The following is a 21,820-nucleotide window of genomic DNA, read 5'->3' as shown; positions in this document are numbered from 1 at the left end:
CAAATAGAACACGTAATGGATTGCCTGAATAACAGACCACGGAAAACAAGAGGCGGGAAATCTCCGAATGAATTATTTATGGGGCAGCAAGTCGATTTACTTGCTGCATGATTAAATTGCACTTATTACTTGAATTCAAGAAACACAATATCGAGCAAATCCTTAGCTATCACACCTTATCACCAAGGTTTTGAAACAGACGCCAGTGGCTGGTATTATTCAACCGCAGGTATTGACCGCTATCAATCAGGCAGCGGTCCACTGGCATTAACCGCACCGGATGGCTCTTATTATGCCCAGGTCAATAACGATGATGCGGATTACTCACAAAATAATTACGGTGGCGGTGGCGCTTCGGTTTTTGGTGGACTATCACCCTATCCAGGCAATGATTTCTTTCAATCTGTTGATGTTTATTTAGATACCAGCTGGCCAGCTGTCGCCAGTGGTCGGGTGTCTGTTGACTTTGTTGCATCAAATTCAGACGGAACAAATTATGATTGGAACACTGAAAGTCGATTTGGCATATTAGCGCCCAATCCAAGCGCTGGATTTTCAGTCCGTGCCAGAGGGGTACAACTTGTCACTTTAACCACCACCGGTTGGTATACTTTTAGGGTCGATTATTTTAAAGGCAGCAACCCAACAGATAATAGCACGGTTTTAATGTCTGTCTTGGATGATAACGGAGCAGTTATTGCCTCACAATCATTTGATAACTGTGACAATCCGACCACTTGTACCAGTAACGCCGACTTAGGTGGTACCGGCTTTGTCAATTTCCTTGCGTGGCGGCTTGGCTTTGCAGATGACATGATTGGTATAGACAATGTCCGCTCGGGCTTTATTGCAGGTGACCCTGAGGTTTCATTGTCTACAGCATCCATAGACTTTGGTGATATTGAGGTTGGAACAACCAGCAGTATACAGAATTTTATCATCGAAAATACCGGTGGCACTGATTTGAATTTAGGCACATTGGTTTTAACAGGCAGCCATAATGGTGACTTTACCATGGTTACAGATGGTTGTTCTAACCTGACAATAGCACCAACAAACACCTGCTCGGTTGTTGTTGTCATGACACCTTCGGCGTTAGGCGCTCGCACAGCTCAAATTGATATTCCCTCAAATGACTTAAGTAATCCCGATTCGGTTGATTTACTGGCCAATGGCGTACAAGCCGGACTAACAATGTCCTCGTCATCCATTGATTTTGCTGATGTAGAAATCGGCACCACCAGCAATACCCAGAGCTTCATCATTGAAAGCACCGGTGGTAGTGATTTAACTGTTGGTACTTTAGCTCTAACAGGCAGTCACAGTGGTGACTTTACCATGGTTACAGATGGTTGTTCTAACCAGACAATAGCACCAGCAAATACCTGTCAGGTCGATGTTGTCGTTACGCCATCAGCATTAGGTGCTCGTATAGCTCAAATTGATATTCCCTCAAACGCCTTAAGTAATCCCGATTCGGTTGATTTACTGGCCAATGGTGTCCGGGCTGATATTATATTGTCCACAAATGATCTGGATTTTGGATTTGTGGCTATGAATAACTCAGATAATTCAGCGGTAACAATAACCAATAGCGGCTCAGGCAATTTGATAATTAATTCTATTTCTTCACCAAATGCACCCTTTTCAATTATTGGCGGTACTTGTTTAGCCCTACCTGTTACTTTATCACCCAATCAGAGCTGTGATTTATTGATCGAGTTTTTACCACAGTCATTAGCAGGTAATTTTACTGACAGCATCGAGATTGTCAGTAACGCAATATCCAGCCCGAATAATTTGACAATTCGAGGTAGCAGTAATCAACAGGCTGTTCAGGTTCCCATCATTAATAACTTTGGAATTGGCTTGCTAATACTGATGATGGCGGGTTTAGGACTATTTTCAAGACGACGAATAACCAACTAATTACACGGAAAGGATCTAAAATAGTTTAAGCATATTAATAAAATTTTCTCACAAAAAACCCGCCATTTGGCGGGTTTTTTTAACCTTATAAACGGCTATATTTATTCTGGTTTGTCTTCCAGAGCCTTCATGGACAAGCGTACTCGGCCTTGTTTATCGACTTCTAAGACTTTTACCCGAACAACGTCACCTTCTGACATTTTATCGGTAACCTTAGCGACTCGCTCGTGACAGATTTCAGAAATATGCACCATGCCGTCTTGACCGGGCAATAAGTTTACAAAAGCACCAAAATCCATAATTTTCACGACTTTACCTTCGTAAACAGCACCCACTTCAACTTCGGCGGTTAAATCTTCAATGCGTTTTTTCGCCAAATCACCGTCTTCTTGATTGATAGAGGCGATGGTCACGGTGCCGTTATCATCAATATCAATGGTGGTATTGGTTTCTTCAGTCAAAGCGCGTATGGTGGCGCCACCTTTGCCGATAATATCACGGATTTTATCCGGATTGACTTGAATGGTCTCAAGTCGGGGTGCATAAGCCGACATTTCTTCACGTGGTGATGAAATGACTTTATTCATTTCGCCCAAAATAAATTGACGGCCGGCAGTGGCTTGATGCAAAGCAATTTCCATGATTTCCGCGGTAATGCCTTCGATTTTAATATCCATTTGCAAAGCGGTAATACCATCTTCAGTACCGGCCACTTTAAAGTCCATATCACCCAAGTGATCTTCATCACCAAGGATATCAGATAAAACGGCAAAATCATCGCCTTCCTTAATCAAGCCCATGGCAATGCCGGCCACCGGTGCTTTTAAAGGAATACCGGCATCCATCATAGATAATGATGAACCACAGACTGAAGCCATTGAACTGGAGCCATTTGATTCAGTGATTTCAGAAACAATGCGTTTCACATAAGGGAAATCATCTTCATTAGGAACCACAGCCATTAAGCCACGTTTCGCCAGACGACCATGACCAATTTCTCGTCGTTTTGGACCACCCATAAAACCGGCTTCACCCACACAAAATGGCGGGAAGTTGTAATGCAACATAAAGCTGTCTTTAGTTTCACCTTCAATGCCGTCAATTAATTGGGCATCACGACCGGTACCTAACGTGGTGGTGACGATGGCTTGAGTTTCACCGCGTGTGAATAAAGCAGACCCATGGGCGCGCGGTAAGAAACCAACTTCAACGCTAATCGGACGAACTTGGTCTTTATCACGTCCGTCAATACGCTTGGCACCGGAAATGATTTTACCACGTACATGTTTTTTCTCTAATTGACCCAAGGCTTCGGCAACTTCCTTAGCAGCGTATTTGGGCTCTTCTTCAGCCTCTGGACAAAAGTGATTAATCACATTATCACGCAATTGCGCTAAGGCATTATAACGCGCTTCTTTTTCTTGGTTCGCAAATGCCGCTTCAATGTCACTGCCAAACTCAGTCGAAATAGCATTTAGTAAACCTTCATCAGCAGCCGGCGCTTGCCAGTCCCAACTGGGTTTACCCACTTCGTCTTGAAGTTCTTTAATGGCGTCGATGGCCACTTGCATTTGTTCATGGCCATAACTAACAGCACCTAACATTTGTTTTTCAGTCAATAAATCAGCTTCTGATTCAACCATCAAAACAGCTTTGTCTGTGCCTGCAACCACTAAGTCCAATTGTGATGATTCTAATTGTTCTAATGATGGGTTCAATAAATACTCACCATCCTGGAAGCCAATTCTGGCAGCACCAATTGGGCCGTTAAATGGAATACCGGAAATGGCTATAGCGGCAGAAGCACCCAATAACGCCGGAATATCAGAATCAATGTCCTTGTCAAAAGACATAACCTGCGCAATGACTTGCACTTCGTTTTTAAAACCATTTGGAAATAATGGTCTAATCGGTCGGTCAATCAAGCGACAAATCAGGGTTTCTTTTTCAGTTGGACGGCCTTCACGTTTGAAGAAACCACCCGGGATGGCGCCGGCAGCGTAAAATTTCTCTTGGTAATTGACCGTTAACGGGAAAAAACCTTGGTTTGGATCAGCTTCTTTTTTTCCGACCACGGTGACCAATAAGACGGTGTCTCCCATGCTGATTTTAACGGCACCGGTGGCTTGACGTGCAATCTCACCGGTTTCAATGGTTACGGTATGGCGACCATACTGAAATTGTTTAATATGTTTATTCACTTTTTCTCTTCCTGACCTACTTAAATTGGCCTGTTAATTTTCTCATCTCTTACGTTGCGGGTTCCCTTGAACCCACAAAAAACCCCCTTACGGGGGTTTGTGCCAATCTTATCGACGTAAGCCAAGACGCTGAATCAGATTTTGGTATCTGTCGGCATCTTTACGCTTGGTATAAGCCAGCAATTTTCGACGTTGGTTAATGAGTTTCAACAACCCGCGTCTTGAATGAATGTCCTTTTTATGGGACTTAAAGTGAGTTGCTAAGTTATTAATGCGGGCAGTTAACAGCGCCACTTGAACTTCCGGTGAACCGGTATCATTCTCACTTGTTTTGTATTCTTTGATAATATCTTGTCTTTGTTCAACTGTAATCATGTGTTGTCTCGTTGAAGGGGAGTATTCTCCCATGAATAAAACCGAGTGGCCGTCAGACTGTTCGTACCGCTCAGATAAGTCGCGTATTCTAATGGCTAAAGCTGTTAAAAACAAGCTTTTGTGGTGATTTTGCTTCGCCTTGAATATGTGGTTTTTATTGACGCTGAGCGAGGCTTTGTTGATAAGATTTCATAAACAACTTATGCACCCGTAAATGATTATTAAAGACTTTGCCCATACCCATAAATAACTCGGCATCATCATATAATCGGTGCATACCGGTGTCTTGATTGACCGCTGTTTGTTTACCATGGATTAAGTCTGTGGCTTGTTGTTTATTTAATTGTATCGCAGGGTATTCGGTCAGCGCAGCATCCGCAGGCAATAAATATTGATGTGGATTTTGACTTGATTCAAGCTGCGCAAGGGTTTGCATTTGGTCGGCTTTGAATATTCCGCTTTGGGTTCTTCGTAAGGCATTCAGGTGAGCCAATGTATTTAACTTGATCGCCCAATCTTCTATTAATGTCCGAATATAAGTACCTTTTGAACAATGCACATTAAAAGTCACTGTTTGTAGCTGCTTGTCTTTATGGCTGCTAACATACTCGAATTTATAGATGGTTACCTTTCTCGCCGGGCGATCGACTTCAATGCCTTGTCGAGCCAGATCATATAAACGCTGACCTTTGTGGTGAAGTGCTGAATACATCGGTGGTATTTGTTGAATGTCACCCATCAATTGATTACAGGCGAACTGAATCTTTTGCGCATCCAAAACCGGTACCGGTTTTTGCAATTGTATTGACCCGGTGGCATCACCGGAATCAGTTTGCGCGCCCAGCACGGCTGTGGCTTGATATGCTTTATCAGCATTAATCATTAAGTCAGCGACTTTAGTGGCATCCCCAAAACAACAAGGCAGTAGTCCGGTGGCCATCGGGTCTAAATTACCGGTGTGACCGGCTTTGTTGGCTTTGAGTAAATGGCGAACTTTTTGTAGGGTTTGATTTGAGGTGATACCCGCTGGTTTATCAACCAATAAAATACCGTGCACATCGGTGAAGTTTTTGTGACGACTGCCGCGGCGACTCATAAAGATGCTAACCTAATTAATCGTCTTGTTCAGGATCACTGGCACGTGCCTGTTTAATCAAATCTTCCATTTTACGGCCATATTCTAATGAGGCGTCATATTTGAATCGCAATTCAGGTATTTTTCGACTGTGCAACTCTGATGCCATTACTTTACGCAGCGCCGGTATATTGTCCTTTAGCGTATCTAATGCCAATTTTTTCTGTTCCGGATGTAGGGTGTTAATGTAAACAGTGGCGACTGACAAATCACGTGTCACTTCAACATCTGAAATGGTGATAAATGAGGTGTCCTCATCAGGTAAATTTTGATGTATGGCAGTGCTCAAGGTGCGGCGCAATTGCGCCGCCACTCGATCGCTTCTGGTAAATTCTCTGTGTCCCATAATAATGCCTTAATCTAAGGTTTTTTGAACTTCATAACGTTCATAACATTCAATTTGGTCACCGGGCTGAACATCTTTGTATTGTTTCACACCAATACCACATTCAGTCCCAGATTGAACTTCTTTAACATCATCTTTATGACGACGCAATGATTCTAATTCACCCTCAAAAATAACCACATTATCGCGCAAAACTCGGATTGGGTTATCACGTTTAACAACGCCTTCTGATACCAAACATCCGGCAATGGTGCCAAACTTCGATGATCTAAAGACATCACGCACTTCAGCTGTACCCAGAATTTTCTCTTTAGTTTCAGTACCCAACACACCGGTTACAGCGGATTTGACTTCGTCGATGGCTTCGTAAATAATACTGAAATAGTGTAAATCTAAATCATTTTCTTTAATGGTTTCACGAGAAGCTTTATCAGCGCGTACATTAAAACCGATGATAATGGCATTGGAAGCGGCTGCCAATTGAGCATCGGCATTGTTAATTCCACCTACACCTGAGGCAATCACTCTGACATCCACTTCATCATTGGAAATACTTTCTAAAGAATCTTTTAGCGCTTCAACTGAGCCTTGAACGTCAGCTTTAACCACAATATTAACAATCAGCCGCTCTTCTTTGCCCATTTGAGACATCAAGTTTTCTAACTTGGCTGCTTGCTGTCGGTTCAATCGGGTTTCTCGTTCTTTTTCTCGGTTCTCTTGGGCGGCATCTCGGGCTTCTTTTTTGTTTTTTACCACTAAAAATTCGTCACCGGCCAGAGGTACACCTGAAAGACCTAAAACCACTGCCGGAATCGAAGGACCGGCAGATTCTATTTCTTGACCATTTTCATCAATTAAACTTCTGATTCGGCCAAACTCTTCACCGCATAAAATCATATCACCTTTTTTCAAGGTGCCGCCTTTAACCAACACTGTGGCCACCGGACCACGGCCTTTATCCAAGGATGATTCCACCACTATACCTGTGGCTGAGGTGTTTTTAACTGCGGTAAGTTCCATCAGTTCCGCTTGCAGAGAGATGGCTTCCAAAAGTTCGTCAATACCCTGACCGGTATGCGCTGACACTTCTATAAACTGTGTGTCTCCGCCCCAATCCTCCGGCACCACTTCATGGCCGGCCAAATCTTGTTTAACCCGATCCACATTGGCTTCGGCTAAATCCATTTTAGTGATTGCCACAATCAATGGTACACCGGCCGCTTTGGCATGTTCTATGGCTTCTTTGGTTTGCGGCATAACACTGTCATTAGCGGCCACCACCAAAATAACCAAATCCGTTACTTGAGCTCCACGCGCACGCATGGCGGTAAAAGCCGCGTGACCCGGTGTATCAATAAACGAAACAACACCTTTAGGTGTCTTCACATGATAAGCACCAATATGCTGGGTAATACCACCGGCCTCATCACCGGTTACTTTGGTTTTTCGAATGTAGTCAAGTAACGATGTTTTACCATGATCCACATGTCCCATGACGGTAACCACAGGTGGTCTGGTTTCTGCCTCAGACTCATCAACATCCTTTTCAGTTTCTTCTTTTAACTTTTCAGTTTTACTTTGGACAACCGCTTCTTCCGCTTTATGACCTAATTCTTCCACCACTAAAATCGCTGTGTCTTGGTCTAAAGGTTGATTAATGGTCACCATCATACCCATGTTCATGAGCACTTTAATAATATCACTGGCTTTAATAGACAATTCTTTCGCTAAGTCCGCCACAGTAATGTGCTCAGGTATCGCCACTGTTTTAACCATCGGTGCCGCCGGTCTCTGGAATCCGTGGGATTCACTGGCTGAAGTGGTCACTTTTTTATTGATCCGACCTTTCTGTCCTTTTTGACCTTTAACGTGTAATTGTTTACGCCCGTAACGTGTGTCTTCCGTATCTGCGCCTCGACCTTTACCTTTACGGCCTTTTGAGGCAGGTTTTTCTGCTTCTTTGCGTTTACGATTAGCGCGTTCAGTGACTGCTTTTTGAACTTGCATATTAACCATTTGTTCGCGGCGTTGTTTTTCTTTTTCCGCTTCAGTTAATTGTTCTTTTTCCTCATCATCGTCAGCAACTTCTGCAGAGGAATCAGACTCCTCCTGAGATTCTTCCGGTTCAGCCGAATCTTCATCAACCACATCTGAATCTGTGTCGTTTTCTGAGGCTTGTTCCGCGGCTTCTTGTTTAGCACGTTCTTCAGCTTCACGTTTTTCGGCTTCTTCTGCTTCTCGCTTTTCTTGTTCGGCTTTGTTTTTAGCCTCTTCTTCGGCTTTTAATTGCTGACGTCGTTCTTCAAGTGCCCGTCGAGCCGCATCACGTTCCTGCTCAATTTCCGCCATTTCTGATTGGCTTGGTGCGGTGCTTCGCTTTTTCTTTTTGACTTCAATGTTGACATTTTTGGTCTTAGAAATACCTGAACCACTGGCCACCGTTAGTACTTCCTTTGACTTTCTCTTAAGCACCACTTTTTTACGCGGAGACAGGCTTTTCTTGTCTTTACCGTGAGAACCACGTAAGAACTCCAATAATTTAACTTTGGATTCATTATCAATGGTATCGGTTTCTGATTTCGCAGGAATATCGGCCGCTTTAAGCTGTTCCATTAGCTTTTCAGCGGTAATTCCTAAGACTTCAGCAAGTTGTTTAACTGTTACATCTGACATATATGTGTCTCCTGTTGTTTATTTGAGATAGTGAAAATATCAGCAATCTCACTTATTCGAACCAGTGCTCTCTGGCTTCCATAATTAATTTTGATGCGGCATCTTCATCCAATTCAGAAATCGCCATCAATTCATCAGTGGCCAAATCGGCTAAATCATCCCGGGTTCTAATGCCTTTATCAGCCAAATCATAACCCAGCTTGTCAGTCATTAGTGATAAGCCCAATAAATCATCAGCCGGTTTGTTGTCTTCTAATTGCTCTTCTCTGGCAATTAACTGCGTTAATAAGGCATCACGGGCTCGGCCGCGCAACTCATCAACCAAATCATCTTCAAAGCCATCAATATTTAATAACTCAGAACGATCCACATAGGCGATTTCTTCGACGCTGGTGAAACCTTCTTGCACCAACAAAATCCCCATGTCTTCATCCACATCCAGTTTATCTTCAAATTCTTTGACGTAAGACATGGCTTCAGCTTCATTCTTTTCTTCCGCTTCACCGGTGGTTAATACATTTATTTCCCAGCCTGTTAGCTCACTGGCAAGTCGAACATTTTGTCCACCTCGGCCAATGGCCTGTGATAATTGACTTTCATCAACAGCCACATCAATGGTGTTTTTTTCTTCATCTACGACAATCGATTCGATTTCAGCCGGGGCCATGGCGTTGATGATAAATTGAGCCGGATTCTCATCCCATAAAATGATATCAATGCGCTCACCGCCTAATTCATTGGCCACTGACATAACGCGTGATCCACGCATACCAACACAGGCACCAATCGGGTCTAGTTTTCTATCGTGGGAAAAGACCGCAATTTTAGCACGTTGACCCGGATCTCGGGCTGCGCCTTTAATTTCTAAAAACCCCTGTGAGATTTCAGGAACTTCAATTTTAAACAATTCAATCATAAACCGCGGATCACGACGTGACAGGGTTAATATCGGTCCTCGATTTAAGGTGTTTACTTCAACCAACAGTCCTTTAAGACGGTCTCCATTTTTAATGTTTTCTCGGGGAATACCGTGTTCACGTGGCACGATGGCTTCTACACCGCCGCCCACATCAATAAATACATGGCCGCGTTCTACCCGTTTAACAATACCTGATAACACCTCACCAATGCGATCTTCATAGGTTTCAACAACTTTTGACCGCTCAGCCTCTCTGACTTTTTGAATGATCACCTGTTTCGCGGTTTGTGCAGAGATCCGGCCAAAAGACACTGACTCCAATTGCTCTTCAATGGTATCACCCACGGCTAAGTCCGGGTCCGTTTTATGGGCTTCTTCTAGTGTAATTTCGCGTGCCGGCTCTTCTAAATCCTCATCTTCTACAACCGTCCACACGCGAAAGCTGTCATATTCACCGGTATCACGATTAATGGACACACGCACATCAATGTCTTCGTCATGGTCTTTACGGGTTGCCATGGCAAGGGCGGCTTCTAAGGCACCAAATATAACACCCCGATCGACATCCTTCTCATTCGAAACACTGTCGACAACATATAAAATTTCTTTGCTCATTTTTGTACTCCGTCATACTGCGGTTGTAAGCGTGCTTTCATCACATTACTCATTATAAACGTGTATTCACCGGCTTCATTCACTAATGTGATTTCATCTTGATTGACTGATTTAATATAACCGGTTATTTTACGCGAACCATTTACTGGTTGTGCTAACTTAACTTTTGCCTGATCACCCAAATATTGACTGAACTGTTCAGCATCGAATAAAACCCTGTCTAAACCTGGTGAAGAAACCTCTAACACATAAGCACTACTGATGGGATCTTCCACTTCCATGACCGCCGATATTTCTCGGCTACAATCCGCACAATCATCCACGGAAATGCCCTGTTCATGATCGATATATACACGCAACAAAGCACCGGATTTTTGTGGCATATAGTCGATACCCCACAGCACAAAGCCTAAGTCTTCAACCACCGGTTGAATAATTTCTGTTAATTGTTTCTGTTTCATATTTGAATAACACCAATGGCGCAAATAATTTCATGAATTAATTACTCAGCCATGCATACATAATTTCTGGTGATTGTCTGTCGATATGTAACTTAATAAAGGCACACCACCAGCGCCACATTGCAGCTGCTGATAAGTTGATGGATGCTGATAAATCAGCAGATGCAAGGGTTGCGGGAATATAAATGGCATTGCATTGAATCAGCCATCACGTTAACCCACGATAAGCAATAAAAAAGGCTCCACTTGGAGCCTGATTTTTTGCTAAATCAATTTGGTTGCGGGGGTAGGATTCGAACCTACGACCTTCGGGTTATGAGCCCGACGAGCTGCCAGACTGCTCCACCCCGCATCATCAAGACGAGCTATTCTACTATAAAAATCTTCATTTGCAACTGTAAAACTGAATTTATATTTATTTAGTCACTAGCATAAAAAAGGGCAGTCACTGACCGCCCTTTATAGTGCGTTATTAAACAGGGGTTACCAATCTAAACGGAAACCCAATTGAGCACGCCATTGAGAATCAGGACGGTTACTCAAAGAGTAAGGACGTCTCCAATCAACGACATAAGTACCATCATCCAATATGCTGTCTAATTCATAAGCGGCTTCACCTTTATAGTAACCGGTGTAGATTTGACCCCAGTCACTGTTTAGCAAATTACCTAAATTTTTAATGTTAAAGAACAACGATGCACGAACCGGTCCCCATGCAGGTAACTCTTGTGAAACATTCAGGTCCCAAGTGTTGATACGTGGTGCTTTAAAGCCATTTTTCGGAGCGATTTGACCACGGTAACGATCTAATCCGGTGGCCGCTAAGTGTGCTTCAAAAGCCGCTTGATCAGCAGGATCAGTCATCATGTACTCACCCGGCATTGGCACATAAACCAAATCGTTGGTATCACGACCGTCTCCATTCACGTCATTTCTAAAACGATAAGAGAAGTTTTCACCATCTTGCGAAATCCACACTAAACCAATATTGGTAATGTTGTCACCAAAGAACATATTTTGGTAATTCACGTAAGCGGTGAAAGCATTTTCTATCTCGTAAGAAGATGTACCAATCAACGGCTGATTAGGATTAATGGTTGGATTGTAACCCCAGTTAGAACCAGCGGTACTGGATGAACCGTTTGAAACAGCTGTGGCATCTGTAAATGTATAAGATGCTTTGGCATGCCAGTGTTCATTTTGTGGCAACTCTAAACTAAAGGTTGCGCTTTTGGTTGATCCGCCATCCGCGTTGGTCAAATAATGAATGTCATTAAAGTCAGAATTTGAATTAGCTCGACGACCACTCAATTGGTAAGGGTCCGCATAATAAGACAATCGACCATCTGGTAAAACACCAGTTGGCTCACCTAAGTTCAAATGCATATAATGAATTTCATCTTGGTATTTGGTGTATTCCAATTCAGCCGAAGCGATTAAACCATACCAGGGTAATTCAACATCAACTGCGATATTAGATTTCAGTACCGTAGGTAATTTAAAGTCCGGATCTAACACATCGACATTTTGTCGGGCATAACCGGCAAATGTAGGTTGGTTATCAGGATCTGGAGAGAAAATAACACCATTGCCATCACCGGCTTCACTGGTGTAGTTAACGGTATCACCACCGGTATTGGTGTATGAGTTAGATAACCAAACATTCGGCATGCCGCCCGAGAAAATACCGACGCCACCACGCAATTGCATATATCGCTCATCGGACATATCATAATTGAAGCCGATACGTGGCTGCCATACACCTTCATTTAAAACGTTATTATTGGCAAAACCATAGGCATCATAAAAATCTTGGTTATAACGCGGTTTATCATCCACATCGGGGGTGTCATAACGCAAACCATACTGCAAAGTTAAACGATCAGTGGCGGCCCAGTTGTCTTGAACGAAAAACGCCGTGTTCGACCATTTCCAATCAGCTGCTGGGAATGGGTTACTTGGATCAACACCTAAATTCACTTGGTAATAGTCATGTATACCATTCGCAAAATCATCAATGCTAGCAAATTCATACGTACCTAAAGCATGACGAATATAAATGTTATGGATGTCTTGCTTTCTCCAATCAACCCCAAAAGTAAAGGTGTGATTCCCTCTGAAATAATTACCTGCCGCATAAAAGTTGTCTGTTTTAACATTTAATTCATTGGCATGACGGCTTTGCTCAGTACCTAAGTACACATTACCAGAAGGTACTGTTACGCGTACTTCAGGTAATCTGGCATTGACGCCCGGTGCTTTATCAAACTCAGAAGTAGAATATCTAATTTCAGTAGAAAAGTTTGCTGTCCAGTCAGAATATAAGTTTAAGTTATAAGATGTATTTTCATAGGTATTTCTATACCAGTGAGAACTGAAAGAAATTTCATTGCCACCAAAATCAGCATAATTAGGTAATACGTCTTCATTTTGTTGGTATTTAAAAGAGGCACGGTGGTAATCATTAATATTCCAGTCCAATTTCAATAACACAGACTCTTCTTCAGTCACCAAATCACCGGGTGCAGATAAAACACCAGGATTCATGTTCCATCTTGAACTGGCAATACTTGCCACTTCTTGTGCTTCAGCGATATTTACACCTGAATCTCTCGCATCACGCGTATATTCTTCTTTTTCATAGGCCAAGAAGAAGAATAATTTATCTTTTATGATTGGACCACCGGTTGCTAACGAATAGATTTCATTGGTAAAAGGGTCATCTTCTCTTTGCAAATCTTCATTACCATAAAAAAGTGAAACGCGGCCGGTGAATTCATTGGTACCGGATTTGGTTACGGCATTAATGTTGGCGCCGGTAAAATTACCCAATGTCACGTTATAAGGTGATAATTGAACATTCAATTGCTCAATGGTATCCAATGAGAAAGGCTGTGACAAACCGGGTGAGCCACCGGCTTCCAGGCCAAATGGATCGCCGATACCAACACCATCAATAGAGATGTTATTGAAGCGATTGTTAGCGCCGGAAACAGAAATACCACGGGCATTGTCCAAAATATTAATTCTTGAATCTAACCGTAAAAACGATTGTATATCGCGCTCAACGGTCGGTAAATTAGTGAGCTGTTCTTGTGTAAAGCTTGAACCGGAGCCCATATTATCAGGGTTGAAGGTCGCTGATTGTGCAGCCACACCGACGGCTTTTACGCTGTCTAAAGCAATGGCATCTTCTACCAATACCGCATTAATGGCACGATCTTCACCCAATTTAATGTAGATGTTGCCTTCTTCAGCAGTAGAAAAACCGCTTTTACTGACTTCAATCACATATGGTCCACCCACTCGTAAACCGCGGAATGAATAGCGCCCGCCATCTGACGTTGTGATGGTTTTTACTTGACCGGTTGGCTCATGCTTAACAACCACTTCAGCACCGGCCAGTGGATTACCATCAGAATCAACGATGGTACCATTCATGGATGCCGCTGTTTCCTGGGCCATGGTCGCACCAAAGGGAACCATCAGCATCACCAATGCTGCCAATACCCATTTATTTAGTTTCAAATTTCTCATTGCAAAACCCTATTTAAATTAACATAATGACTCAATTAAGCGCCAATCTAATAATAAACATAACAGAAGTTAGTTTTTAAATCACGCTATAATTTTGTCGCTTTTAGAAAAAACCTCGCGGTATTTTCTCACATGCGCCGCTATGGTAAAAGGTTTTTGTGAAGATTCCGTTAAAATAACAGAGAAAAAGAATATGCTCAGATTAATTACATTACTTATCACGCTATTATTAACAGCCCCCACGTTTGCCGCAAAATTACCTGCAGGACCGATGTTGGGGCACGTTGCACTTCGCGCAGCAAATATCTGGGCACAAGCGCCTGACGCTGGCACACTGGGTATTGAATACTGGGTTCATAATGATCGTGACAACAGTCAAAAAATTTCTGCACAAGTGGATAATAACTATGGTCAAAGCCATATATTCAAACTATCCAGTTTAGAACCCGGTACAAGCTATCGTTATCAATTATTGTTTAATGGTGAAGTGGTCAATGATGGTGCAATTTATCAACTCACCACCCAAACACTGTGGCAATGGCGCACTGATCCACCTGACTTTGAGATTATTACCGGATCATGCAATTTCGAAAACGAAGGCATCTATGACCGATCCGGCGAGCCTTATGGCGGTCAATATGAAATTTTTGACCAAATCGCCACAGAAGAGGCAGATATGATGTTGTGGCTTGGTGATAACTGGTATTACCGTGAAGTGGATTTTGATGCTGAACAAAGCATGCTTTATCGGGTGTTAAGGCACAAAAGCTTCCCTTATTTACAACCTATTTTTCAAAAATTCGCCAATTACGCAACCTGGGATGACCATGACTACGGCCCTGACAATTCAACCAAGAGTTTCGTATTTAAAGAACAGGCTCTGGCTATTTTTAAACATTTTTGGGCGAACCCAAGTTACGGCATGCCCGATAACCCGGGTGTTTATACTAAGGTCAGCTTTAATGATGTTGATTTCTTTTTATTAGACAACCGCTATTACCGAGATCACGAGAATAAAATAGATGGCGCAGACAAAGCCTATTACGGCACAAAACAACTCAACTGGCTGAAAAATCAATTACTAACCAGCAAAGCACCTTTTAAATTTATCGTCGGCGGTGGACAAATGCTGAATAATTACCATAAATATGACGGTTGGGACAAATACCGATATGAACGTGAACCATTTTTACAATGGTTAAATGATCAAAAAATTTCCGGCGTCATGATGCTCAGTGGAGACAAACACCACACCGAATTATTAAGAGCAAATCGTGATGGCGCTTACCCGTTATACGAGCTAACCTGCTCACCACTGACTGCCGGCACCCACATTGATGCCTTGGATAGTATCAGTAAAAATCCACGATTGGTTGACGACACGCTGGTCGGAGAACGTAACTATTGCAAAATTAGTTTCTCAGGCCCTCGTAAAGACCGACGTTTAGAGATCAAAGTATTGGGTGTCAATGGCCAGGAGTATTGGCGTAAGCAAATTAAGAGTAGTGTATTAAGTTACTCTCAGGTAAATACTGACGCTGAATGACGAAAGCAAAGGACATTGAAAAAATAGCGCAGATAGAACGCAAAAATCTGCGCTACCTTAATTTATTCAGACTATTCGCCGGCTTATTTTTTTACATGCTGGTGAATGATCATTGGGTGGATAATTTTTATCAAGTAGACTACTTTCATCCGAGCGTTTTCTGGGTGGTCAATACCTATTTAGGTTTATCAATATGGGTGATGCTATCCACCTTCTTAATGCCACAAAAGGTGGTTATTATTATCAGCAAAATCATGCTGTTTGTGGATTTACTGTTTTTAATCTACATGGCTTATGGCAGTAACGGTTTTGCGCAAGGCTTGGCCATTTTGGCGGTTTTACCCATTGGCTCGGCCGCCATGTTATACCGTAAACCGATGAACATACTAATGGCTCCGTTTACAGCCACCGCTTTACTGTGGTTTATGCCCGAAGTCATTGACTTTTCATCCCAGGCCACTGTCAGCCAATCCAGCTTATTGCTACATGCATTGGCATATTTTTTAATTGCCTTACTCGGCATTCGACAATCTGTATCCTATGCCAGCACGGTTCATTTGTATAAAAGCCAACGCAAAACCATCAGTGGTCTGGAAAATATGAACCAAGTCATTATTGAAAAGATGTCTCAAGGTGTAATTGTCTATCAACATGATTATGTTGTCTTACATGCCAATCAAGCTGCGAAAAATTTATTGAATGACGATGAATTGTTTTTTATTCCGGATGCCATCATTGAACACATTGAACAAAAACAAGACAGTCAGATCTATCACAGCGACCAAGGTCTGGACTTGTACATTCGTAAAACAAAGCTGAACACGGTTAAAAATTTTGGGGTGTTATTTATTGAAGATTCCAGTTTTTTAAAAAAGGCCGCTCAACAGTTAAATTTAGCCTCTTTGGGGAAACTTTCCAGTTCTATAGCCCACGAAATCCGCAATCCTCTGGCAGCCATCAGTACCGCCTCAGAGCTGTTGGCTCAATCTGAACACTTATATGATGAAGACCGGCAAATTGCCAACATCATCACCAATCAAACAGAACGCGCTAACCACATTATTGAAGATATTTTGGCCATGTCGCGGCGCAGTACGGCAAAACCTGAGGAGCAACCCTTGTTCCCCGCCCTGAAAAAACTCAAACAAGAGCTTATTGTTCAAGGCTTGGGTGAAGCCAAATCCATACATATCATCTGCCCTCAGGACAAAACCATACATTTTGACTCCAAACATCTACAACAAGTACTCTGGAATTTAGGCAGTAATGCCCTTCGACACGGGAAAAGTGGTGGTGTTACCATCAGCGTTCATAACAACCGCATCGACTTTAAAAATTCTGGGGAACCTTTAAAAACCAGCACCCAAAAAAATCTGTTTGAACCTTTCTTCACCACCCATAACCGCGGCACCGGACTCGGTCTTCACATCTGCCGTCAACTCTGCCACGATAATCATGCGCGACTCACATACCACCACATCAACGGCAACCACGTTTTTAGGATTGATTTTAATCTAGATCAAGACTAATTCAGGTTCATCATAGTGCTTTCAATCCCTGAATCAAGCGACTGATCGCATCCTGAGCATCGCCATACAACATTCGGTTGTTGTCGGCAAAGAACAGCGCGTTTTGGATGCCGGCGAAGCCGGTGCCTTTGCCGCGTTTAATAACGATGGAATTTTTGGCTTCATCAACGTGCAGGATGGGCATGCCGTAAATCGGGCTTTGCGGGTCGGTTTTCGCGACCGGATTCACCACGTCATTGGCACCAATCACCAAGGCCACATCGGTTTGATGGAATTGCGAATTAATGTCTTCCATGTCCTCGATTAAATCATAGGGCACGCCGGCTTCGGCCAGCAATACATTCATGTGCCCGGGCATACGACCGGCCACCGGATGAATGGCGAACTTCACATCGACGCCACGATCGAGCAGTATTTCAGTCATTTCCCAGAGCTTGTGCTGCGCTTGTGCCACGGCCATGCCGTAACCGGGCACAATAATCACCCGATCGGCGAAGGCCATTTGAATGGCGGCATCCTGGGCTTCGATTTCTTTCATATCACCGTCAATGGCATCACCACTGCCGGCGCCCATGGTTTTAAACAGCACTGCACTGAGTTTACGGTTCATGGCTTTGGCCATGAGTTTGGTCAACAGGGTACCGGCGGCACCCACCAACATACCGGCGATAATCATGGCTTCATTTTGCAACACAAAGCCCTCAAACGACACCGCCAAACCGGTCATGGCATTGTACAAAGAAATCACCACCGGCATATCGGCACCGCCAATGGGTAAGGTCATCAAAAAGCCCAATAATAAGGACAAAGCGAAAAACAGCCAAATCACTGTGGGATTCATATCGATGGTCAGATAGATACCCAAAGCAACCGTAACCACAGCCACGATGGCATTAAAAATTTGTTGCCCGGGGAAGGCATAGCGTTTATCGATCCAACCCTGTAATTTGCCAAAAGCAATCATGGAACCGGTTAATGACACACCGCCAATTAACACCCCGGCCAGTGCAAACCATAACGTCACACCGGACATGCAATCATGGGGATTCATCGCCAAACCGGCTTCACACGCCACCACATGATCCATGCCATTGAACAGCGCAATCATACCGATAAAGGCCGCCGAACCACCACCCATACCGTTGTACAAGGCCACCATCTGTGGGATATCGGTCATCGGTACTTTTTTACCAATCACCCAGGCAATCAGGGTCGAAGAGATCAGCGCTGCCAACATCAGCACCATATTGTGCATATCCGGTAATAAAAAGGTCACCACGGTGGCCAGCAACATACCGACACCGGCCCACACAATGCCACCGCGTGCAGTGGCCGGTTTACTCATGCGCCGTAAGCCGGTGATAAATAAAATGGCGGCCACAAAATAGGCCAATTTAATGACCACAGGCAGATAATCGTGAATGAAATCCATCATGATTGATCTCCTTCATTATTGTCATTGGTGGTATCGGTCTTTTTAACCCGCGGTTTAAACATTTCCAACATCCGTTCAGTCACCACATAGCCACCGGCGGCGTTGCCGGCCCCTAAAAAAACGGCGATAAAACCAAAGGTTTTTTCTAAGGTGGTGTCGGCATGACCCAACGCAATCATGGCACCGACCAAAACAATGCCGTGAATAAAGTTAGATCCGGACATTAAAGGCGTGTGTAACACCACCGGAACTTTTGAAATTATTTCAAAACCTAAAATTGCGGCCAATGTAAAAATATATAAAGCAATAAAGCCATCAATCATGATTGTTCTCCCAAACCTTGTTTAACAGTGGCATGCACCACCTGCCCGTCACGCGTGACCACCGCACCGGCCAAAATTTCATCTTCCCAATTAAGACTAAATTCGCCTTCCTGATGCATTATGTTCAACAAATTCCATATATTTCGCGCATACATCTCACTGGCATGTAACGGCACTGTCGCCGGTAAATTAACCGGGCCAATCACCTTAACCTGTCCCACCATCACCGTTTCACCGGCTTTGGTCGGCGCGCAATTACCGCCGCCTTCGGCACCCAAATCAACAATAACACTGCCCGGCTTCATATTGTCCACCATGACTTGACTGACGATTTCCGGGGCCGGTCGTCCCGGCACGGCGGCTGTGGTAATCAGGACATCGACTGTTCTCAGATGCTCAGCCAGATTATCCTGTTGCGTTTGCTTTTCTTCTGCGGTCAGTTCCCGGGCATAACCACCTTCACCCACGGCCTTAACACCCAAGTCTAAAAACTTAGCGCCCAGGGATTTAATCTGTTCCACGGTTTCAGGACGGACATCATAACCGGTGATGTTGGCGCCCAACCGCTTGGCCGTGGCAATGGCTTGTAATCCGGCGACCCCGGCACCAATCACCAACACCTGAGCCGGACGAATAGTGCCGGCGGCGGTGGTGAGCATGGGGAAAAAACGTGGCGCTTCACCGGCCGCTAACAAGACTGCTTTATAACCGGCTACGGCGGCTTGCGATGATAAGACATCCATCGCTTGTGCGCGGGTAATACGCGGAATCAATTCCATTGAAAATACAGTGAGCTTATTTTCTGCTGCTTGAACAAAACGTTGTTGTTCCGAATAGGGTGATACCATACCAACGACCACGGCACCTTGTTTGATATGGGGTAAATCGGTTTCATTTAAGCCATTCACCGACACCAGAATATCGGCAGCCGCCAGCACCTCGTGACGATTTTTAGCGATTTGGCAGGTTTCGGGATAATGGTCATCCGGGAATCCGGCGGCCAAACCGGCATCAGGTTCAAACAAAACCTGCCAGCCCAGGGCCAGCATTTTGGTCGCCGTTTCCGGTACCACCGCCACCCGCGATTCATTAACTGCATTTTCTTTTACAAATCCAACCGTAATGGTCATAATGGTGTTCACCTGTTCAGCCTGTAACGGTTCAACAGTATAGCAAAAAATCCTTAACTACTTTTTAACTTTTTATTGATGCCACAATTTATTTTAATATTCACTTTACTGGTTTGTATTGGCAGCTGTCTCATCACAATACCAGCCACTGCTAAGAAGTTCTACAAGCATGTGGATGAAGACGGGATTATCCATTATAGCGACAAAAAACCCAGCACAGATAAGGATTATGATAGCTGGCAAGTTCGCGTAGAGGACAGCCGCCCCAAAGCCACGGTGGTTAACCGTGGCACCGACCGCATGCCCCTGTTATATGCGGTCAACCCTTATCACGGCCCGATATCTCTGCACATTGAAATGACCAAAGCAGTGAACGCGCACAGTGATCCGCCGTGGCCGAAAACCTATGATGTGCCCGCCACCACCGATTACTATTTGGGCACCATTGAACCCGTACAAGACAATAAAAGCTGGTCCTATGCTTATCAATATTCTTATCGCTTGGGTCAAAATAATCCCGCTTATGATGCCGATTATGCCTACCGCTTACCCTATCGCGCCGTTGGTGATGCCTTTATTTCACAAGGCTTTGCCGGCACCTTCAGTCATTTCGACGATCAAAACAAATACGCCATTGATATCCCGTTGGCCGAAGGCATCGAGGTGGTGGCTGCCCGTGATGGTGTGGTCATGGATTATGCCGAAGACTTTATTAAAGGCGGAACCGAAGAGAAGAATTTATTTCGTAATAATTTTGTGCGCATTGCCCATGACGATGGCAGCATGGCGCTATACGCCCATTTAAAATTAGAATCGGTGGTGGTCGGTAACGGTCAACGGGTGAAAGCCGGTCAAAAACTGGCCGAGTCCGGAGACACCGGTTTTTCCACCGGCCCGCATCTACATTTTGCCATTCAAATTAACCAAAACCATCATCTCATTGCAGTACCGTTCAAACTACAATACCCCAACGGCGAGATCAAACAACCGATGCCGGGTTGGCTGGATTAACATACCACTCAAAGACGCTGGCTACCGGCCTGCGCCGATAAGGGCTAAGAACATAACTTATTTGCCGTCGCGGAACGGCATCCAGTGTCATTGAGAACAGACTTACACAATCAAAACTAACCAATATAGTTACTTAAAATCATCATCACTAATCGGCAGGTGCGAGGTTCTTTTTTTCTGCTGCATGGAAAAGCTGGTATTGACGGAGCGAATCGACGGCAAGGTTAAAATCTTGTCATAAATCAGATGATTATAAGAATTCATATCACGGGTCACGATTTTAAGTAAGTAATCATATTCGCCACTGGTGGCATGGCATTCTAAAATTTCAGGCCACTGCTGAATACCCTGATCAAAATGTTGCACCGTTTCCGGGTGATGGTTATCCAGTGTGATTTGTGCAAAGGCGGTGATATTTAAGCCAACTTTTTCCTGATCAACAATGGCCGTATAACCTTTAATTAAACCCGACTTTTGCAGGGCATTGACACGCCGCCAACAGGGTGCTTGTGATAAGGCCACCTGCTTTGCCAGGTCTTTATTTGAAATGCGGCCTTCAGACTGCAAAACCTTTAGAATTTCTCTGTCGTATTTATCCATAGCTTGAAATTATATTGCTACAAAAGCAAAGTTTCAGAATTTATTATCCTTATTT

Annotated in this window: 16 protein-coding genes, 1 tRNA gene and 1 pseudogene; 5 read left to right on the top strand and 13 right to left on the bottom strand. The window is 43.8% G+C overall.

Features of this window, described 5'->3' with window-relative positions; translation table 11 throughout:
- Window positions 1–111 (top strand): annotated as a pseudogene (locus tag OS173_RS06505) (IS30 family transposase); the annotation flags it as partial.
- Window positions 112–129: 18 nt separating this feature from the next.
- Complete coding sequence (locus tag OS173_RS06500) at window positions 130–1,929, top strand: choice-of-anchor D domain-containing protein (RefSeq protein ID WP_267183463.1); 1,800 nt, start codon at window positions 130–132, stop codon at window positions 1,927–1,929.
- Window positions 1,930–2,030: 101 nt separating this feature from the next.
- Here the strand turns inward: OS173_RS06500 and pnp are convergent, their stop codons facing one another.
- The 9 genes from pnp to OS173_RS06455 form a co-directional block, all read right to left on the bottom strand.
- The gene (gene pnp, locus OS173_RS06495; RefSeq protein WP_267183462.1) at window positions 2,031–4,130 is read right to left on the bottom strand and encodes a polyribonucleotide nucleotidyltransferase; all 2,100 of its coding nucleotides are present in this window, start codon (window positions 4,128–4,130) and stop codon (window positions 2,031–2,033) included.
- Window positions 4,131–4,238: 108 nt separating this feature from the next.
- Window positions 4,239–4,505 (bottom strand): 30S ribosomal protein S15, encoded by a 267-nt coding sequence (gene rpsO / locus OS173_RS06490; protein WP_267183461.1) that lies wholly within the window; start codon window positions 4,503–4,505, stop codon window positions 4,239–4,241.
- Between the two features lie 154 nt (window positions 4,506–4,659).
- Window positions 4,660–5,601 carry a tRNA pseudouridine(55) synthase TruB gene (gene truB, locus OS173_RS06485; RefSeq protein ID WP_267183460.1) on the bottom strand — a complete coding sequence of 314 codons (942 nt, stop codon included), beginning with the start codon at window positions 5,599–5,601 and terminating at the stop codon, window positions 4,660–4,662.
- A gap of 16 nt (window positions 5,602–5,617) precedes the next feature.
- Window positions 5,618–5,986, bottom strand: a complete 369-nt coding sequence (gene rbfA, locus OS173_RS06480; protein ID WP_267183459.1) for a 30S ribosome-binding factor RbfA — start codon at window positions 5,984–5,986, stop codon at window positions 5,618–5,620.
- A gap of 9 nt (window positions 5,987–5,995) precedes the next feature.
- Entirely contained in the window at window positions 5,996–8,659 is a 2,664-nt protein-coding gene (gene infB, locus OS173_RS06475; RefSeq protein WP_267183458.1) for a translation initiation factor IF-2, read from the bottom strand.
- Between the two features lie 52 nt (window positions 8,660–8,711).
- Window positions 8,712–10,193 (bottom strand): transcription termination factor NusA, encoded by a 1,482-nt coding sequence (gene nusA, locus OS173_RS06470; protein ID WP_267183457.1) that lies wholly within the window; start codon window positions 10,191–10,193, stop codon window positions 8,712–8,714.
- Window positions 10,190–10,654 carry a ribosome maturation factor RimP gene (gene rimP / locus OS173_RS06465; RefSeq protein WP_267183456.1) on the bottom strand — a complete coding sequence of 155 codons (465 nt, stop codon included), beginning with the start codon at window positions 10,652–10,654 and terminating at the stop codon, window positions 10,190–10,192. Before rimP ends, nusA begins: the two co-directional genes overlap by 4 nt.
- A gap of 275 nt (window positions 10,655–10,929) precedes the next feature.
- A tRNA-Met gene (locus tag OS173_RS06460) sits at window positions 10,930–11,006 on the bottom strand.
- A gap of 131 nt (window positions 11,007–11,137) precedes the next feature.
- Window positions 11,138–14,191, bottom strand: a complete 3,054-nt coding sequence (locus OS173_RS06455; protein WP_267183455.1) for a TonB-dependent receptor — start codon at window positions 14,189–14,191, stop codon at window positions 11,138–11,140.
- A gap of 193 nt (window positions 14,192–14,384) precedes the next feature.
- On the opposite strand from OS173_RS06455, the gene OS173_RS06450 reads away from it, so the two are divergent.
- Together OS173_RS06450 and OS173_RS06445 are read left to right on the top strand one after the other, a co-directional pair.
- Window positions 14,385–15,737, top strand: a complete 1,353-nt coding sequence (locus OS173_RS06450) for an alkaline phosphatase D family protein (RefSeq protein ID WP_267183454.1) — start codon at window positions 14,385–14,387, stop codon at window positions 15,735–15,737.
- Window positions 15,734–17,266: a sensor histidine kinase gene (locus tag OS173_RS06445; protein ID WP_267183453.1), complete on the top strand. Its 1,533-nt coding sequence runs from the start codon at window positions 15,734–15,736 to the stop codon at window positions 17,264–17,266. Before OS173_RS06450 ends, OS173_RS06445 begins: the two co-directional genes overlap by 4 nt.
- Before the next feature lie 10 nt (window positions 17,267–17,276).
- Here OS173_RS06445 and OS173_RS06440 read toward each other — a convergent pair whose 3' ends face one another.
- The 3 genes from OS173_RS06440 to OS173_RS06430 are packed head-to-tail and all read right to left on the bottom strand — an operon-like array spanning window position 17,277 to window position 20,154.
- A complete protein-coding gene (locus tag OS173_RS06440) occupies window positions 17,277–18,698 on the bottom strand; it encodes an NAD(P)(+) transhydrogenase (Re/Si-specific) subunit beta (protein ID WP_456085704.1) in 1,422 nt (473 codons plus the stop codon).
- Window positions 18,698–19,024, bottom strand: a complete 327-nt coding sequence (locus tag OS173_RS06435; protein ID WP_267183451.1) for an NAD(P) transhydrogenase subunit alpha — start codon at window positions 19,022–19,024, stop codon at window positions 18,698–18,700. The genes OS173_RS06440 and OS173_RS06435 overlap by 1 nt, the downstream gene beginning before the upstream one ends.
- Window positions 19,021–20,154: an NAD(P) transhydrogenase subunit alpha gene (locus OS173_RS06430; protein WP_267183450.1), complete on the bottom strand. Its 1,134-nt coding sequence runs from the start codon at window positions 20,152–20,154 to the stop codon at window positions 19,021–19,023. The genes OS173_RS06435 and OS173_RS06430 overlap by 4 nt, the downstream gene beginning before the upstream one ends.
- Window positions 20,155–20,232: 78 nt before the next feature.
- On the opposite strand from OS173_RS06430, the gene OS173_RS06420 reads away from it, so the two are divergent.
- The gene (locus OS173_RS06420; protein WP_323373181.1) at window positions 20,233–21,165 is read left to right on the top strand and encodes a M23 family metallopeptidase; all 933 of its coding nucleotides are present in this window, start codon (window positions 20,233–20,235) and stop codon (window positions 21,163–21,165) included.
- Between the two features lie 129 nt (window positions 21,166–21,294).
- Here the strand turns inward: OS173_RS06420 and OS173_RS06415 are convergent, their stop codons facing one another.
- Complete coding sequence (locus OS173_RS06415) at window positions 21,295–21,765, bottom strand: Lrp/AsnC family transcriptional regulator (protein WP_267183449.1); 471 nt, start codon at window positions 21,763–21,765, stop codon at window positions 21,295–21,297.
- Window positions 21,766–21,820 lie beyond the last annotated feature (55 nt).

Origin of the sequence: Marinicella gelatinilytica, from assembly GCF_026410405.1 — a bacterium.
In the GTDB taxonomy this organism is placed as follows: domain Bacteria; phylum Pseudomonadota; class Gammaproteobacteria; order Xanthomonadales; family Marinicellaceae; genus Marinicella; species Marinicella gelatinilytica.
Note: the sequence above shows the minus strand (reverse complement) of the source record. Positions and strands in the feature narration are given on the sequence as shown.

Coding starts and splice junctions, on each gene's coding strand:
- infB (WP_267183458.1), bottom strand. CDS start 8,659: ATGTCAGATGTAACAGTTAAACAACTTGCTGAAGTCTTAGGAATTACC.
- OS173_RS06430 (WP_267183450.1), bottom strand. CDS start 20,154: ATGACCATTACGGTTGGATTTGTAAAAGAAAATGCAGTTAATGAATCG.
- OS173_RS06435 (WP_267183451.1), bottom strand. CDS start 19,024: ATGATTGATGGCTTTATTGCTTTATATATTTTTACATTGGCCGCAATT.
- OS173_RS06420 (WP_323373181.1), top strand. CDS start 20,233: ATGCCACAATTTATTTTAATATTCACTTTACTGGTTTGTATTGGCAGC.
- OS173_RS06445 (WP_267183453.1), top strand. CDS start 15,734: ATGACGAAAGCAAAGGACATTGAAAAAATAGCGCAGATAGAACGCAAA.
- nusA (WP_267183457.1), bottom strand. CDS start 10,193: ATGAGCAAAGAAATTTTATATGTTGTCGACAGTGTTTCGAATGAGAAG.
- rpsO (WP_267183461.1), bottom strand. CDS start 4,505: ATGATTACAGTTGAACAAAGACAAGATATTATCAAAGAATACAAAACA.
- OS173_RS06440 (WP_456085704.1), bottom strand. CDS start 18,698: ATGGATTTCATTCACGATTATCTGCCTGTGGTCATTAAATTGGCCTAT.
- OS173_RS06455 (WP_267183455.1), bottom strand. CDS start 14,191: ATGAGAAATTTGAAACTAAATAAATGGGTATTGGCAGCATTGGTGATG.
- OS173_RS06450 (WP_267183454.1), top strand. CDS start 14,385: ATGCTCAGATTAATTACATTACTTATCACGCTATTATTAACAGCCCCC.
- truB (WP_267183460.1), bottom strand. CDS start 5,601: ATGAGTCGCCGCGGCAGTCGTCACAAAAACTTCACCGATGTGCACGGT.
- OS173_RS06415 (WP_267183449.1), bottom strand. CDS start 21,765: ATGGATAAATACGACAGAGAAATTCTAAAGGTTTTGCAGTCTGAAGGC.
- rimP (WP_267183456.1), bottom strand. CDS start 10,654: ATGAAACAGAAACAATTAACAGAAATTATTCAACCGGTGGTTGAAGAC.
- rbfA (WP_267183459.1), bottom strand. CDS start 5,986: ATGGGACACAGAGAATTTACCAGAAGCGATCGAGTGGCGGCGCAATTG.